The sequence below is a fragment of the Magnetospira thiophila genome, assembly GCF_054657015.1.
This window is the reverse complement of record NZ_BAAHXF010000002.1, coordinates 687,679-702,799: the sequence shown is the minus strand read 5'-3', so window position 1 is coordinate 702,799 and position 15,121 is coordinate 687,679. Positions and strand designations below refer to the sequence as shown.

Here is a 15,121-nt window from a genome sequence, read left to right as displayed (position 1 = left end):
CGATGACCAGCCCCGGCAAGCAAGAGGACCCTTTCATGCGTGGAGAAGTATTCGAACGGAAAGTGGTCTTTGACAATGACTTCGTGTTCAAGGAAGGCGACCGGGGCGACCGCGCCTATATCGTCCAGGAAGGAAAAATATGTATTTTCAAGGCGCTGGGAGACAAGAACGTTAATGAAGATGGCGAAGAAGAGGATGTGGACAGCCTGATCGGCGAAATTGGTCCCGGCGGGGTTTTCGGCGAGATGGCCCTGGTGGACGACGCGCCGCGCATGGCCAGCGCCCGTTCCGAGGGGACCACCACCCTGGTGGTCATTCCGCGCCGGACCTTTGTCGAGAAATTGTCCAAGGCCGACCCTTTCATCAAAACCCTGATGACCATTTTCGTGCGCACAATCCGTACTTTGAGCCGCGATCGTCGAAATCACACGAAATAAAACAAAACCGCCATCTTCTCGCCATGCTTCCTGCTATGATGGACTTGTCTCACAGAGGGTATGACAACATATCTAGGGACGACGAGGATTGAAAATGGCCAATGGTCCCGACGAACAAACGGAAAGCAAACCTTCCCCTTCGCGCATGAGCTTCGGCAAGCGTATGCGGGCCTATCTTTTGGCGGGAGTGCTGGTCACCGCCCCCATTTCGCTGACCGTTTATCTGGCCTACCTGTTCATCAATTTTGTCGATAGCCGGGTCAGTACGCTGATTCCCGCCAAGTATAATCCGGAATCCTATTTGCCGTTCGGCATTCCGGGATTGGGCCTGATCCTCGTCATTTTGGTATTGATTCTGATCGGGGCCTTTACCGCTGGCATCGTCGGGCGGATGTTTATCAAGCTGTCGGAAAATCTGCTGGCCCGCATGCCGGTCATTCGCACGGTCTATGGGGCGACCAAGCAGATTCTGGAAACCGTCCTGGCGCAGCAATCCCAGGCTTTCCGCGAGGCGGTGCTGGTGGAATATCCGCGGCGCGGGATCTGGGCCATCGCCTTCATCACCGGGCGGACCAAGGGCGAGGTGCAGAACCTGACCCAGGAAACCTGCGTAAACATTTTCCTGCCCACCACGCCCAATCCCACATCGGGCTTTTTGCTGTTCGTGCCCACGGAGGATTTGATCCCCCTCGACATGTCGGTGGAGGAGGCCATCAAAATGGTCATTTCGGGGGGCATCGTGACGCCGCCGGACCGTCGCCCGGAGGCCGAACAGGCCAAGCCTCAGACCTCGGCCAAGGTCTACGAGGATCTGGAGATTTTGCGGGAAAAGGAAAATGCACCGGTGCTGCTGGCGTCGCGGACATTCAAACCCGCTGGCTCCGATGAATCCTGAATTTCTGATCACCTCTTTTGTGGTGGTACTGGCCCCTGGGACCGGGGTGCTCTATACCCTCGCCGTGGGGTTGGGGCAGGGCTCCCGGGCGAGTGTCGCCGCTGCGGTGGGCTGTACATTGGGAATTGTGCCTCATTTGGCGGCCGCCGTGCTGGGTCTGGCGGCGTTGCTGCATGCCAGTGCCGTGGCGTTCCAAACGGTGAAGATTGCCGGGGTCCTGTATTTGCTCTATCTGGCCTGGCAAGCCTTGCGTCGGAAAGGCGGAATACTGGTCGAGGAAAAGACCTCCCGGAGCAGCTCCTTCAGCATCGCGGTCAAAGGCATCCTGGTAAATATCCTCAACCCGAAGCTCTCGTTGTTTTTCTTTGCCTTCCTGCCGCAATTCGTGACATCCGGCGTCGCCTCACCGACCTGGGAGATGGTCGTCTTGGGGGGTGTGTTCATGGCGATGACCCTGGGAGTCTTTGTCATCTATGGCTTGCTGGCGGCGTCGGTGCGAGACCATGTGATTTCCAATCCCCGGGTGCTGGCTTGGATGCGCTACAGCTTTGCGGGCTGTTTTGCGGCTCTGGGTGCGCGGCTGGCACTGGCTGAACGCTAAAGCCCTTAACCGCGCAGAAACCGCACCGCCGCGTCCCGCTCGAACAGGTAGAGCAGGACCCGCAAGGCCGGTCCCCGCGGGCCGGTCAGTTCCGGGTCCTTGTCGATGATCAGTTGGGCGTCATCGCGGGCCGTCGCCAACAGATCGCCATGCACGGTGAGATCGGCCAGCTTGAATTCCGGCAGGCCGCTTTGCCGGGTGCCCATCAATTCTCCGGCCCCGCGCAGCTTCAGGTCTTCCTCGGCGATGCGAAAGCCATCCTCAGTCTCGCGCAGTACTTCCAGCCGCTTGCGGGCGGTCTCGCTCAGGGGCGGGGCATAGAGCAATAGACAGGAGGATTCTCGCCCGCCGCGTCCAATGCGACCGCGCAACTGGTGCAACTGGGCCAGCCCGAAGCGTTCCGCATGTTCGATGATCATCACCGTGGCCTCCGGCACATCCACCCCGACCTCGATCACCGTGGTGGCCACCAGCACCGACAGGCGGCCCTCGGCGAAATCGGCCATGGCTTGGTCCTTCTCGGCCCCTTTCATGCGTCCGTGCACCAGCCCGACGTGTGGGCCGAGACTTTCCTTCAGATGTTCAAAGCGGGCCTCGGCGGCAGCGGCGTCGGTGGTTTCGGAGTCGGCGACCAGCGGACAGACCCAATAGGCCCGCGCCCCGTCGGCAAGGGCGCGGTGCAATCCATTCACCACCTCTTCCAGGCGGGAGTTGGGCAGGGCCCGGGTTTTGATCGGCTGCCGTCCCGGCGGTTTCTCGTCCAGGCGCGACACGTCCATGTCTCCATAGGCGGTCAGCATCAAGGTACGCGGGATGGGCGTGGCGGTCATCACCAGCACATCCACCGCCCGGCCCTTGGCGGCCAGGGTGAGGCGTTGATGGACGCCGAAGCGGTGCTGCTCGTCGATAATCGCCAGCCCCAGGTCGTGAAAGGCCACATCTTCTTGAAACAGGGCATGGGTGCCGATGACCAGCGCGGTCGATCCGTCGGCCAGAGCATCGAGAATCTGTTGCCGCTTGCGGCCCTTTTCCCGCCCGGTGAGCAGCATCACCGGCAGGTTGAGCGCCGCCGCTAGGGGCTCTATGGTTTTCAGGTGCTGTCGGGCCAGAATCTCGGTCGGGGCCATCAGCGCGGCCTGCATGCCACATTCCACCGCATTGAGCATGGCGGCCAAAGCGACCACGGTCTTGCCGCTGCCCACGTCCCCCTGCAAGAGCCGCAACATACGGGTATCGGCGGCCATGTCGGCGGCAATTTCGCGGCCTGCGCGCTGTTGGGCATGGGTCAGTTGGAAGGGCAGGGCCTCGAACAGTTTGTGGCGTAGGTGTCCGTCTCCGGCAATCTTTCGGCCACCCAGGCGACGCATATTCAGCCGCACCAGAGCCAGGGCCAATTGATTGGCCAGCAGTTCATCATAGGCCAAGCGGCGGCGGGGCAGGGCCTCGGGTTCCAGTTCGGGAAGGCTTTCAGGATGATGGGCGGCGAGCAGGGCGGCATGCCACCCCGGCCAACCGGCGCGGGCACAAAAGGTCGGGTCTTGCCATTCGAGGAGTTCCGGAGTCTGCTCCAACGCCCCCTCGATGGCCTGGCGCATTTTTTTCAGGGTCAAGCCGGTGGTCAGCGGATAGACCGGCTCGACGATCCGCAGGCTATCGGCTTCCTCCGGTCGGGCGATGTAATCCGGGTGGGCCATCTGGATTTCCGCCCCGAAGTGCTCGATGCGGCCGCTGATGATCCGGGTTTCACCTTCCGGCAATTGGCGGCGCAGATAGTCCTCATGGGCATGGAAAAAGACCAGGGTCAGACTGCCCGTGGCGTCGGAACAAAGCACCTTGTAGGGGAGCTTGGGGCGCGGCGGTTTGAGATGCTGATCGACGGTGACGGTGAGGGTGGCGATGACCCCCGGCAGGGTGTCGGCGACCGATGGCGCGAAGCGGCGATCAATCAAACCGCTGGGCAGATGCCACAGAAGGTCGGCCAGATGCGGCCCGGCCAAACCTTCGATCAGCTTGCCCAGGCGCGGCCCCACACCGGCCAGGCTGGTCACAGGTTTGAACAGGGGAAACAGGATCTCGGGGCGCATGGGACCATCGGTGGCTGACAGGGGCTCTCGATACGGTTATATCCTAGGACCATCTGAGGACGGCAACACGGATTTTTCACTTGGACCCTCGACGCAAGCGGCTGCTTTTTCGCGCCAACCATATGGGAATGCATGAAACCGATTTGTTGCTCGGCGGTTTTGCGCAGGCCTATCTGGCCGTCCTGGACGAGTCCCTGGTGACTCAGTTCGAGGCCCTGTTGAAAGAGGGCGACAATGATCTGCTCAACTGGATCACCGGCAAGGAACCTCCTCCGGCGGCCCACGACAATGACCTGATGCGCCGTCTTTGGGCGTTCAAAGACAACAGTCTGAAGCCTTGAAAGCACTCGCCTCCCTTTTTGACATGACCGGCCGGGTGCAGTTGGGCGGCGCTCCCGAGGGCTATGACGGCCTGGTGCTGGCCCGCCTCGCCCAGGCCGAGGGGCCCTTGCTGTTCGTCGCCCGGGATGACGCCCATATGGCGCGCATGGCCGATGCCCTGGGTTTTTTCGCGCCGGAGCTTCCCTGCCTGCAACTGCCCGCCTGGGACTGTCTGCCCTATGACCGGGTCTCGCCAAAGGGGGAAGTGGTCGCGCGGCGGCTGGCCACCCTGACCCGGTTGGCCCAGGGCCGTCCGCAACAGGGCGTGATCCTGGCCACAGTGTCGGCGATCCTGCAAAAAGTCCCGTCGCGCGCCGTTTTCGAGGACTGCGCCCTGTCGGTGTCGCCGGGAGACAGCCTGCCGCTGGACAAGCTGACCGGATTTCTGGAGCGCAACGGCTATCACCGCAGCGGCACAGTCATGGAGGCGGGGGAATATGCGGTGCGGGGCGGCATCGTCGATTTGTTTCCGCCGGGCTGTGAGACTCCCTTGCGACTGGATTTCTTCGGCGATGAGTTGGAGAAGATTCGCGCCTTCGATCCGGTCTCCCAGCGCAGCGCCGAGGCCGTCGAGGGGCTGAATTTGCAGCCGGTCGGTGAGGTGGTGTTCGACGAGGCGGCCATCGCCCGCTTCCGCACTGGCTATCGGGATCTGTTCGGGACGGCGGGCACGCAGGATCTGCTGTACGAGGAAATTTCCGCCGGACGACGGGCCGACGGTTTCGAGCATTGGCTGCCGCTGTTCCATCCCCACATGGAGTCTCTGTTCGACTATCTGCCCGATGTGCATCTGGTATTGGATTATCAGACAGACGAGGCCATAGCCGCCCATCTGGAGCAAATTCGAGAGCATTATCAAGCGCGTGTGGACGCCCTGACCATGGAGGGGCTGGGCGGCGGTCCGCCCTATCGGCCCTTGCCGCCAGAAAGGCTGTATCTGGATTCTGACATTTGGCGCGATCTACTAGTAGATAGGCGGTCGGTGCAATTCTCTCCCTTCGAGTTGCCGGAGGGGCCGGGCATCCGGAACGGGGGCGGGCATGTGGGCCGGGATTTCGGCGATGTGCGGGCGCGCCCCGGAGAGAATGTGTTCGACGCCTTGGCCGAGCATCTCAAGAGCTTGAAAAAGAACGCCACGAAAGTCCTGCTGGTGGCCCTGACCGAGGGGGCGGGAGAGCGTCTGCTGCATGTGCTGGGCGACCATGGCATCGAGGGAGTGTCCCGGGGCCGGGGCTGGGAATCGTTTCTGTCCGGCCAGGATGGGGCCTTGGTCTGGGATGTGGCGGGGTTCGAGCGCGGCTTTACCGGCGAGGGATTCGCGGTCATCACCGAACAGGACATTCTCGGTGACCGTCTGGTCCGTCCGGCACGCAAGGTGCGCATCCGGGCAGAGAATTTCATTTCCGAGGCCTCTTCGCTCAATCCGTCCGATTTGGTGGTCCACATGGATCATGGCATCGGACGTTATGAGGGACTGGAAACCCTCGACGTGGCCGGGGCGGCGCATGATTGCCTGAAAGTCATCTATGACGGCGGCGATAAGCTGTTCGTGCCGGTGGAAAATATCGAAACCTTATCCCGTTACGGCTCCGAAACGGATGGCGTGCAGCTCGATAAACTGGGCGGTGTGGGCTGGCAGGCGCGCAAATCCAGGCTCAAGCAGCGCATCCGCGACATGGCGGAAAAGCTGATTGCCGTGGCCGCGCAACGGGAACTGAAAACCGCCGAAGCGATCACCCTGCCTGAGGGGCTGTACGACGAATTCTGCGCCGGATTTCCCTATGTGGAAACCGACGACCAACTCCGTGCAATCTATGATTCCATTGAGGATCTGGGAAAAGGCCGCCCCATGGATCGTCTGGTTTGTGGCGATGTGGGCTTTGGCAAGACCGAAGTGGCCCTGCGCGCGGCCTTCGCGGCGGTCATGTCCGGCAAGCAGGTGGCGGTGGTGGTGCCGACCACTTTGCTGTCCCGCCAGCATTTCAAATCATTTCGGGATCGTTTCGCTTCCTTGCCGGTGCAAGTGCGTCAATTGTCGCGACTGGTCACCCCGAAGGAGGCCCGCGAGACCAAGGCCGGGCTCGCCGAGGGCACCATTGATCTGGTGGTTGGGACCCATGCTGTCTTGGCTAAAGGTGTGAGTTTCAAGGACTTGGGGCTGCTGGTCATTGATGAGGAGCAGCATTTCGGGGTCGTTCACAAGGAACGGCTGAAACAGCTCAAGTCGGATGTGCATGTACTGACCCTGACCGCCACGCCGATCCCGCGCACCTTGCAACTGGCCCTCACCGGGGTGCGTGAATTGAGTTTGATCGCCACGCCGCCGGTGGATCGCTTGGCGGTGCGAACCTTCATCACGCCGGAAGATCCGGTGGTGCTGCGCGAGGCCATCCTGCGCGAACATTACCGGGGCGGGCAGACCTTCTATGTCTGCCCAAGGATCGAAGACCTGGGGCGTCAGCAGCAACGGCTGGCGAGCATGATTCCCGACATACGTGTGGCCGTGGCCCATGGCCGGATGACGCCGACGGATTTGGACGACACCATGACTGCGTTTACAGATGGTGAATACGATCTTTTGTTGTGCACTAATATTGTCGAATCCGGGTTGGACCTGCCTCGGGTTAATACCATCATTATCCATCGCGCCGATATGTTCGGGCTGGCCCAATTGTATCAATTACGGGGTCGGGTCGGTCGTTCAAAAAAGCGGGCCTATGCCTATTTGACTCTTCCGCCGGGCCGAATTTTGACCACTGGTGCCCAAAAACGGCTGGAGGTGATGCAAACTTTGGACACCTTGGGGGCTGGATTCACCCTGGCGAGCCATGATTTGGACATTCGCGGTGCCGGGAACCTGCTCGGCGAGGAACAGAGCGGCCACATCAAGGAAGTGGGCATTGAGCTCTATCAGCACCTGTTGGAGGAGGCGGTGGCCGAGGCCAAGGGGCTGGGGCTGGAAGACATGGAGCGCGACTGGAGCCCGCAATTGAACCTGGGCATCCCGGTTTTGATCCCGGAGACCTATGTCAGCGACCTGTCCTTGCGCTTGAGTCTCTATCGCCGGCTGGCCACTTTGGACACCCGGCAGGCGGTGGAAGGATTCGCGGCGGAGTTGCTGGATCGATTCGGCCCGTTGCCCTCCGAGGTGGAAAACTTGTTGCAGACGGTGGTCATCAAGCAACTGTGCAAGGCAGCCCATGTGGCGAAAGTGGATACCGGCCCCAAGGGCGCGGTGTTGAGCTTTTACGAAAACTCATTTCCCAATCCCGCCGGGTTGGTGGAATTCATCACCCGTCAGACCGGTTCGGCCAAGCTGCGCCCGGACCACAAGCTGGTCTTTCGCCGCAATTGGGAAGATCCAACGTTGCGGGTCACCGGGGTGCGACGGCTGATGATCGGCCTGTCCGAGGTGGCAGAAGTCTAATCGCAATAGGAAAGGGGCGGCGTCGCCGTCAATTCCTTGGCCACGTCGATCAGGCGCAACAGCACCTGCGGCTCATGAGCCCCGGAGAGGGCCGGTCCCCCTTCGAACAGAAACGCCGGAACCCCATTGATTCCCTGTCGGTGCGCCCAGGAATTTTCGGCCAGCACGTCATCCACGCCGGTCATGCCCTGAAGGAATGGTTGGGTTATTGCGGGATCGAAACCAACTTCCGACGCGATATCCACCAAGGTCCAAATGTCGCCAATATCCCGCCCTTCGGCGAAATAGGCGTGATACAGGGCATCGGCCATTTCCCCCTGTCGTCCCAGGTTGGCGGCCAGACGTAGCAGGCGATGGGAATCCAGACTGTTGGGCGCGCGCGTGATGCGTTCGAAAGCAAAGGGGATGTCCTCCCTGCGCCCGACCTCCTCGATGGAGTCGAGTATTCTGGCGATGCGTTGTTCGTTGCCGAAGCGCCGCGCCATGTAGTCTTCCTGGTCCATGCCCTCGCCGGGCATGTTGGGATTGAGCAAAAACGAACGGATGCGGATGCGGATGTCCAATCCGGGCCGTTGCGCCACCGCCTTTTGCAAACGGCTGCGTCCGATATAACACCACGGACAAATGGTATCGATCACCAGATCCACATGCAGGGTCGGCAGGGGAGATTGGCTTTGCGCCGTCACGGGAATTCATCCTTCAATGCAACGTCTGCCTGGATCTTAGGGCATTTTGGCGCTTTGGGGGAGAGGCAATGACATGAAAACCCTAAACAGTGCAATGCAGCAAATTAACTTACATCAAGTAAATGCATAAAAAATGTAATAATAACAGTTGATTACAACAACATAAAAGGTGTTGCCAAGTCTTTCGCGCCTCCTTAGGCTCTGGGAGTCCCTTAGACCTGGAAGGTAACAAAGCCATGGCAACGACGAAACCCGCACCGCGACGGGGCAATGGTCGCAAGCGCGCCACCGCGCCGACCGCCCCGGCGGCCACGCCCGAGGAATTGATCCGCTATTACCGCGACATGCTGCTCATCCGGCGCTTCGAGGAAAAGGCCGGTCAACTCTATGGCATGGGTCTGATCGGCGGCTTCTGCCACCTCTATATCGGTCAGGAAGCCGTCGTGGTCGGCACCCAGGCGGCATCGCAGCCCCAGGACACGGTCATTACCAGCTATCGGGATCATGGACAGATGCTGGCCTTCGGCATGGACCCCAAAGGGGTGATGGCGGAACTGACCGGTCGGCGGGGCGGCTATTCCAAAGGCAAGGGCGGCTCGATGCATATGTTCTCGGCCGAAAACGGTTTTTACGGTGGCCATGGAATCGTTGCGGCGCAGGTGCCCATCGGCACCGGGCTGGCGTTTGCCCATAAATACAAAGGCGACGGCGGGGTCTGTTACGCCTATTTCGGCGACGGCGCGGCCAACCAGGGTCAGGTTTACGAGAGCTTCAACATGGCCGCCCTGTGGCACCTTCCGGTGGTCTATATCATCGAGAACAACAAGTATGGCATGGGAACCTCCATCGAGCGTCACGCGGCGACCACTGAAATGGCACGGCGCGGCGAGGCCTATGACATTCCCGGCGATCAGGTCAACGGCATGAACGTGGTCGAAGTGCGCGATGCGGTGGCCCGCGCCGCCGAACATTGCCGCACCGGCAAGGGACCCTACATCTTGGAAATGAAGACTTACCGCTACCGCGGCCACTCCATGTCCGATCCGGCCAAATACCGGACCAAGGAGGAGGTCTCCAAGGTGCGCGCCGAGAGTGATCCCATTGATCTGGTACGGGCGATGATCGCCGAGGGGCCGCACCTGGACGAAGCCGGGCTGAAAGAAATCGACAAGGAAGTCAAGGCCATCGTCACTCAGGCCGCCGCCTATGCCCAGGAGAGCCCGGAGCCCGATCCTTCCGAATTGTTCACCGATGTGTTGATAGGGGAGGGCTGAGTCATGCCGATCCAAGTATTGATGCCCGCCCTGTCGCCGACCATGACCGAGGGCAAGCTGGCCAAATGGGCCAAATCCGAGGGGGATTCGGTGTCCAGCGGCGATGTGCTGTGCGAGATCGAGACCGACAAGGCGACCATGGAAGTGGAAGCGGTGGACGAGGGCACTTTGGGCAAGATCCTGGTGGCGGCGGGCACTGACAATGTCGCGGTCAATTCCCCGATTGCCTTGATCCTGGAAGAGGGCGAGTCGGATTCGGACCTGGAAGGGGCCGCCTCCAAAGCCCCCGCTGCCGCCGCGCCCGCTGAGGCGCCAGCGACACCCGCTGCGGCCCCTGCGCCAGAAGCCGTTCCTTCGGCCGATGAACCGGCTTTGGGCGAAACCCGCAGCCTGACCGTGCGCGAGGCGTTGCGCGACGGCATGGCCGAGGAAATGCGCGGCGACGAACGTATTTTCCTGATGGGCGAGGAAGTGGCCCAGTATCAGGGCGCCTACAAGGTTTCCCAGGGTCTGCTGGACGAATTCGGCGACAAGCGGGTGATTGATACGCCGATCACCGAACACGGTTTTGCCGGGTTGGGCGTCGGTGCGGCGTTTGGCGGCTTGCGGCCCATCGTCGAGTTCATGACTTTCAATTTCGCCATGCAAGCCATCGACCACATCATCAACTCGGCGGCCAAGACCCTGTACATGTCCGGCGGACAAATGGGCTGTCCAATCGTCTTTCGCGGCCCCAACGGCGCGGCCTCGCGGGTCGGGGCGCAGCATAGCCAGTGCTATGCCTCCTGGTATGCCCATGTGCCGGGCCTCAAGGTGGTGGCTCCCTGGTCGGGTGCCGACGCCAAGGGCCTGATAAAGGCGGCCATCCGCGATCCCAATCCGGTGCTGGTGCTGGAAAACGAGCTGATGTACGGCCAGAGCTTCCAGGTCCCGGTTTCCGACGACTACGTATTGCCCATCGGCTTGGCCAAGATTGAACGGGCCGGGACCGACGTCACCCTGACCGCCTTTTCCCGGATGGTCGGCTTTGCCCTGCAAGCGGCGGATAAGCTGGCCGAGGAGGGCATTCAGGCGGAGGTCATCAACCTGCGCAGCCTGCGTCCGCTGGACACCGCGACCATCCTCGAATCGGTCCGCAAGACCAATCGTCTGGTCAGCATTGAGGAAGGTTGGGGCTTCTCCGGCATCGGTTCGGAAATCAGCGCCGTGGTCATGGAGCAGGCTTTCGACTGGCTGGATGCCCCGGTGGGGCGGGTTTGCGGGGCCGATGTGCCGCTGCCCTATGCCGCCAATCTGGAAGCCCTGGCGTTGCCACGGGTGTCGCAGATCGTCGAGGCCGCCAAGTCGGTCTGTTATCGCTGAGGAGGGCGCGCCATGCCGATCAACATATTGATGCCCGCCCTGTCGCCGACCATGACCGAGGGAAAGCTGGCTTCCTGGCACAAGAAGGAAGGCGATGCTGTCCAATCTGGTGATGTGCTGTGCGAGATCGAAACCGACAAGGCGACCATGGAAGTGGAAGCGGTGGACGAGGGCATCCTGGGCCGTATCGTTGTGCCTGCCGGGACCGACCATGTGGCGGTGAATTCGACCATTGCCTTGTTGCTGGAGGACGGCGAGGACGCTTCGGCGCTCGATCTGGCATCCGTGGCCGCTCCGGTCCAAGCGGCTCCCACGCCGAGCACGCCAGCCCCAACAGCTGCGCCTGCGTCACAAACGGCCCCGGCGGACTCGGGAACTCGTCTGTTCGCCAGCCCGCTGGCCCGCCGCATGGCCGAACGAAAACACCTGGATCTGGCCGCCGTGAAAGGCTCCGGGCCGCATGGTCGAATCGTCAAACGCGACGTCGAAAAGGCGCTGGCCGAGGGCACCGGCAAGGCCGTGGCCGCCGCTCCGCTTTCCAAACCCAGCGCCGCCGTCGCGCCGCCGACCACCCATGTGGGCGATCCGATCTTCGCCTGGATGCCGGAATACGAGGTGCTCCCCAATTCCAACATGCGCAAGGCCATTGCCCGGCGACTGACCGAGTCGGCCCGCGACGTGCCGCATTTCAATGTGACCATGGATGTGGAGATCGACAAGCTGCTGGGTCTGCGCCGCGACCTCAACGCCCGCGCCAAGGCGGACTACAAGCTCTCGGTCAATGATTTCGTGGTCAAGGCGACGGCCCGGGCGCTGACCAACGTGCCCGACTGCAATGTGGCCTATACCGACGACGCCATCCTGCGCTTCAAGCAGGTGGATATCTGTATCGCCGTTTCCATTGAGGGCGGATTGATCACGCCGATTCTCAAGAATGCCGATGCCAAGGGGCTGGCGATTCTGTCCTCTGAAGCCAAAGCCCTGGCCGCCAAGGCCCGCGACGGCAAATTGCAGCCCGAGGAGTACCAGGGCGGCACCTTCACCATTTCCAACATGGGCATGTTCGGGGTCAAGGCCTTCAATTCAATCCTTAATCCGCCGCAGGGGGGCATACTCTCGGTGGGGGCCGGAGAGCCGCGCCCGGTGGTCAAGGAAGGAGCCTTGGGCATCGCCACGGTGATGACCCTGACCCTGGCTGTCGATCATCGCTGTATCGACGGCGCCACCGCCGCAGCCTTCATGCAGGAACTGAAGGGCCTGCTCGAAGATCCCCTGGCGCTGATGTTGTAGTAAGAGACCAAATCCGAACCGAGAACCTCGTGCTTCGACAAGCTCAGCATGAGGTTCCATAGAATATAATTGGAGCCTTGCCCTCATCCTGAGCTTGTCGAAGGACAAAGGGCGAGGCGGGCCGACGAACCCGGCTTCATGATCTTTCCTGGGATGAAACCATGAGCGACAGCAAATTCGAACTCATCGTGCTCGGCGGCGGGCCGGGCGGCTATGTGGCAGCCATCCGGGCGGCGCAATTGGGAATGAAGGTGGCGCTGGTGGAGCGCGAGCATTTGGGCGGCATCTGCCTCAACTGGGGCTGTATCCCCACCAAGGCTTTGCTGCGCTCGGCGGAAATTTATGGGCATATGAAGCACGCCGCCGATTTCGGTTTGGTGGTCAAGGACTTCGGTTTCGATCTGCCGAAGGTGGTCGAGCGGTCGCGCAAGATCGCCGCGCAGCTCTCCGGCGGGGTCAAGCATCTGCTGAAAAAGAACAAGGTCACCGTGTTCGACGGTCAGGGCAAGTTGCTCGGCGGCGGCAAGTTGGCTGTGGACGGGGGGCCAACCCTTGAAGCGCCGCATATCGTCGTTGCCACCGGGGCGCGGGCGCGGGTGCTGCCGGGCCTGGAGCCGGACGGCGAACGGGTCTGGACTTATAAGGAAGCGCTGGTCCCCAAAGATATGCCGAAACGCCTTCTGGTCATCGGGTCCGGCGCGATCGGGATCGAATTCGCCAGTTTTTACAATAGCCTGGGGGCAGAGGTGACGGTGGTCGAGGTGCTGCCTCGGGTGGTGCCGGTGGAAGACGAGGAAATCTCCGCCTTCGCCCAAAAAGCCTTTGAGAAACAGGGGCTGAAGATCCTCACCTCGACCATGGTCAAGGGCCTGAAGAAAGGCCCCCAGGGGGTCACCGCGACCCTGGAAGCGGCGGGCAAAAGCTGGGAGATCACCGTTGACCGGGTGATTTCGGCGGTCGGCGTGGCCCCCAACGTTGAAAACATCGGCCTGGAAACGGCGGGGGTCAAACTCTCCGAGAAGGGCTTCATCGGCGTTGACAAGTGGAATGCCACCTCTGCCAAGGGAATCTATGCTATCGGCGACGTGGCCGGGCCACCCTGTCTGGCCCATAAGGCGAGCCACGAGGGCGTGCTCTGCGTCGAAAAGATCGCCGGGTTCAAGGACGCTCATCCGCTGGACTTCGACCGTATCCCCGGTTGCACCTATTGCACCCCGCAAATCGCCAGCGTCGGCCTCACCGAAGCGCAGGCCAAACAACGCGGCCATACGGTCAAGGTCGGCCGCTTCCCGTTCATGGGCAACGGCAAGGCCATCGCCCTGGGTGAGCCGGAAGGGCTGGTCAAGACCGTCTTTGACGCCCAGACCGGCGAACTGCTGGGGGCGCACATGATCGGTGCCGAGGTGACCGAACTAATCCAGGGCTACGGCATCGCCCAGACCCTGGAAACCACTGAAACCGAACTCATGCAGACCGTCTTCGCCCATCCGACCCTGTCGGAAATGATGCACGAGAGCGTGTTGGATGCCCATGGGCGGGCGGTGCATTTTTAGAAGGTTCCAAAATGGTCCATAATGTTCTATTTTAGATCATTGTAGATAGGAGCCTTTTCATGTCCATCAACGTCAAGCTTTCCGATGAATTCGTTGCCGAAGCCAAGCGGTTGGCGGCGGTGCATCATCGTTCGCTGCCCAAACAAATTGAGTATTGGTCGCGCATGGGAAAAATTGCTGAAGAAAACCCGGATCTGCCGTTCTCGGTGATCCGCGATATCCTGATTGCCCGGGAGGAAGAGGCAACCGAAGAATATACTTTCGACTGATGGCACGGATTGTTCAGACTCCCACCTTCATCCGTTCTGTCAAAAGACTGCACAAGCAACAAAAACAGGACCTGGACAGAGCCGTGCGCGCCGTTGCTGGAGACCCGACCATGGGGGAGACCAAGATCGGAGATCTTGCGGGCGTGCGGGTCCATAAATTCAAAATGAACCGACAGCAGATGCTGTTGGCATATGAGGTGTTCGGTGCGGAGCCGGAGATCAAGCTGCTGGCTTTAGGCAGTCACGAAAACTTCTATCGTGACCTCAAGCGCTGATCCTACCCGGATCGCGCTGCACCGCGGCGGATGCCGCCGAAATTCTTACTGCCGCCGCTCTTGCCAGGGCCTTTGATGGAACTGGCTTCCGGGTTGAAGCGGCCGGGGTGGGCCTGCTGGCTGTTGGGGTCTTCCGGCAGACTGCGTTTGGTGGTCTTGTCGGCGGCTTTCGCCTTGGCCCGTTTGCGGGCTTTTTCCTTGGTCATTTTGTTTGCCCTTTCAGAAGGACTCGTGAGAATACAGGGGACTATTTTGCCATGACTCACGCGGTTCTCCTATGGGCAAACGGAGCGCGGGTATAGGCTGCTGTCGAGGGAGACTCCCATGCTCAAAACCGTGTTCATAAACATCACCGAAATTTACATCCCCATGGAGCGCCGCAAGGAATTGGACCCGCAAAAGGTCGAGGCGGTGATCGGGCAATTGATGAACGAGGAAGCACTGCCACCAATCCAGGTGCGCCGGGATCAGGCCAAGAAGCGCTACGTGTTGGTTCGCGGAGTCAATCGTCTGGAGGCGCGCCGGACGCTCGGCGATGCGACGGTAGAGGTCTATATCGTCGGCGCCCGGTTGCATTGAAGCGCATC

At 61.1% G+C, this 15,121-nt stretch carries 15 protein-coding genes; 12 read left to right on the top strand and 3 right to left on the bottom strand.

The window, feature by feature from the left end:
* Positions 1–35: 35 nt before the first annotated feature.
* The 3 genes from ACYQ1P_RS13010 (at position 36) to ACYQ1P_RS13000 (ending at position 1,933) form a co-directional block, all read left to right on the top strand.
* Positions 36–437: a cyclic nucleotide-binding domain-containing protein gene (locus ACYQ1P_RS13010; RefSeq protein ID WP_460020768.1), complete on the top strand. Its 402-nt coding sequence runs from the start codon at positions 36–38 to the stop codon at positions 435–437.
* Between the two features lie 94 nt (positions 438–531).
* Entirely contained in the window at positions 532–1,332 is an 801-nt protein-coding gene (locus ACYQ1P_RS13005; protein WP_460020767.1) for a DUF502 domain-containing protein, read from the top strand.
* Positions 1,322–1,933, top strand: coding sequence for a LysE family translocator (locus ACYQ1P_RS13000; RefSeq protein WP_460020766.1), 612 nt, complete (start codon positions 1,322–1,324; stop codon positions 1,931–1,933). Before ACYQ1P_RS13005 ends, ACYQ1P_RS13000 begins: the two co-directional genes overlap by 11 nt.
* Positions 1,934–1,938: 5 nt before the next feature.
* On the opposite strand, the gene recG is transcribed toward ACYQ1P_RS13000, so the two are convergent.
* Positions 1,939–4,017, bottom strand: coding sequence for an ATP-dependent DNA helicase RecG (recG, locus tag ACYQ1P_RS12995; RefSeq protein WP_460020765.1), 2,079 nt, complete (start codon positions 4,015–4,017; stop codon positions 1,939–1,941).
* Positions 4,018–4,097: 80 nt separating this feature from the next.
* Between recG and ACYQ1P_RS12990 the strand changes: the two genes are divergently transcribed.
* Complete coding sequence (locus ACYQ1P_RS12990; protein WP_460020764.1) at positions 4,098–4,358, top strand: FAD assembly factor SdhE; 261 nt, start codon at positions 4,098–4,100, stop codon at positions 4,356–4,358.
* 23 nt (positions 4,359–4,381) lie between these two features.
* Positions 4,382–7,825, top strand: a complete 3,444-nt coding sequence (gene mfd / locus ACYQ1P_RS12985) for a transcription-repair coupling factor (protein WP_460021651.1) — start codon at positions 4,382–4,384, stop codon at positions 7,823–7,825.
* Here mfd and ACYQ1P_RS12980 read toward each other — a convergent pair.
* Positions 7,822–8,511 (bottom strand): DsbA family oxidoreductase, encoded by a 690-nt coding sequence (locus ACYQ1P_RS12980; protein ID WP_460020763.1) that lies wholly within the window; start codon positions 8,509–8,511, stop codon positions 7,822–7,824. The genes mfd and ACYQ1P_RS12980 overlap by 4 nt on opposite strands.
* A gap of 236 nt (positions 8,512–8,747) precedes the next feature.
* On the opposite strand from ACYQ1P_RS12980, the gene pdhA reads away from it, so the two are divergent.
* The 6 genes from pdhA (at position 8,748) to ACYQ1P_RS12950 (ending at position 14,534) form a co-directional block, all read left to right on the top strand.
* Positions 8,748–9,785 carry a pyruvate dehydrogenase (acetyl-transferring) E1 component subunit alpha gene (gene pdhA / locus ACYQ1P_RS12975; RefSeq protein ID WP_460020762.1) on the top strand — a complete coding sequence of 346 codons (1,038 nt, stop codon included), beginning with the start codon at positions 8,748–8,750 and terminating at the stop codon, positions 9,783–9,785.
* A 3-nt stretch (positions 9,786–9,788) separates the two neighbouring features.
* Positions 9,789–11,147 (top strand): pyruvate dehydrogenase complex E1 component subunit beta, encoded by a 1,359-nt coding sequence (locus ACYQ1P_RS12970; protein WP_460020761.1) that lies wholly within the window; start codon positions 9,789–9,791, stop codon positions 11,145–11,147.
* Between the two features lie 12 nt (positions 11,148–11,159).
* Positions 11,160–12,437: a pyruvate dehydrogenase complex dihydrolipoamide acetyltransferase gene (locus ACYQ1P_RS12965; protein WP_460020760.1), complete on the top strand. Its 1,278-nt coding sequence runs from the start codon at positions 11,160–11,162 to the stop codon at positions 12,435–12,437.
* 161 nt (positions 12,438–12,598) lie between these two features.
* Positions 12,599–13,990 carry a dihydrolipoyl dehydrogenase gene (gene lpdA / locus ACYQ1P_RS12960; RefSeq protein ID WP_460020759.1) on the top strand — a complete coding sequence of 464 codons (1,392 nt, stop codon included), beginning with the start codon at positions 12,599–12,601 and terminating at the stop codon, positions 13,988–13,990.
* A gap of 59 nt (positions 13,991–14,049) precedes the next feature.
* Complete coding sequence (locus tag ACYQ1P_RS12955; RefSeq protein ID WP_460020758.1) at positions 14,050–14,259, top strand: TA system antitoxin ParD family protein; 210 nt, start codon at positions 14,050–14,052, stop codon at positions 14,257–14,259.
* Positions 14,259–14,534: a type II toxin-antitoxin system RelE/ParE family toxin gene (locus ACYQ1P_RS12950; RefSeq protein WP_460020757.1), complete on the top strand. Its 276-nt coding sequence runs from the start codon at positions 14,259–14,261 to the stop codon at positions 14,532–14,534. The genes ACYQ1P_RS12955 and ACYQ1P_RS12950 overlap by 1 nt, the downstream gene beginning before the upstream one ends.
* A 2-nt stretch (positions 14,535–14,536) precedes the next feature.
* Here ACYQ1P_RS12950 and ACYQ1P_RS12945 read toward each other — a convergent pair whose 3' ends face one another.
* Positions 14,537–14,740, bottom strand: coding sequence for a hypothetical protein (locus ACYQ1P_RS12945; protein WP_460020756.1), 204 nt, complete (start codon positions 14,738–14,740; stop codon positions 14,537–14,539).
* Between the two features lie 118 nt (positions 14,741–14,858).
* On the opposite strand from ACYQ1P_RS12945, the gene ACYQ1P_RS12940 reads away from it, so the two are divergent.
* A complete protein-coding gene (locus ACYQ1P_RS12940; RefSeq protein WP_460020755.1) occupies positions 14,859–15,113 on the top strand; it encodes a ParB N-terminal domain-containing protein in 255 nt (84 codons plus the stop codon).
* Positions 15,114–15,121: the final 8 nt, after the last annotated feature.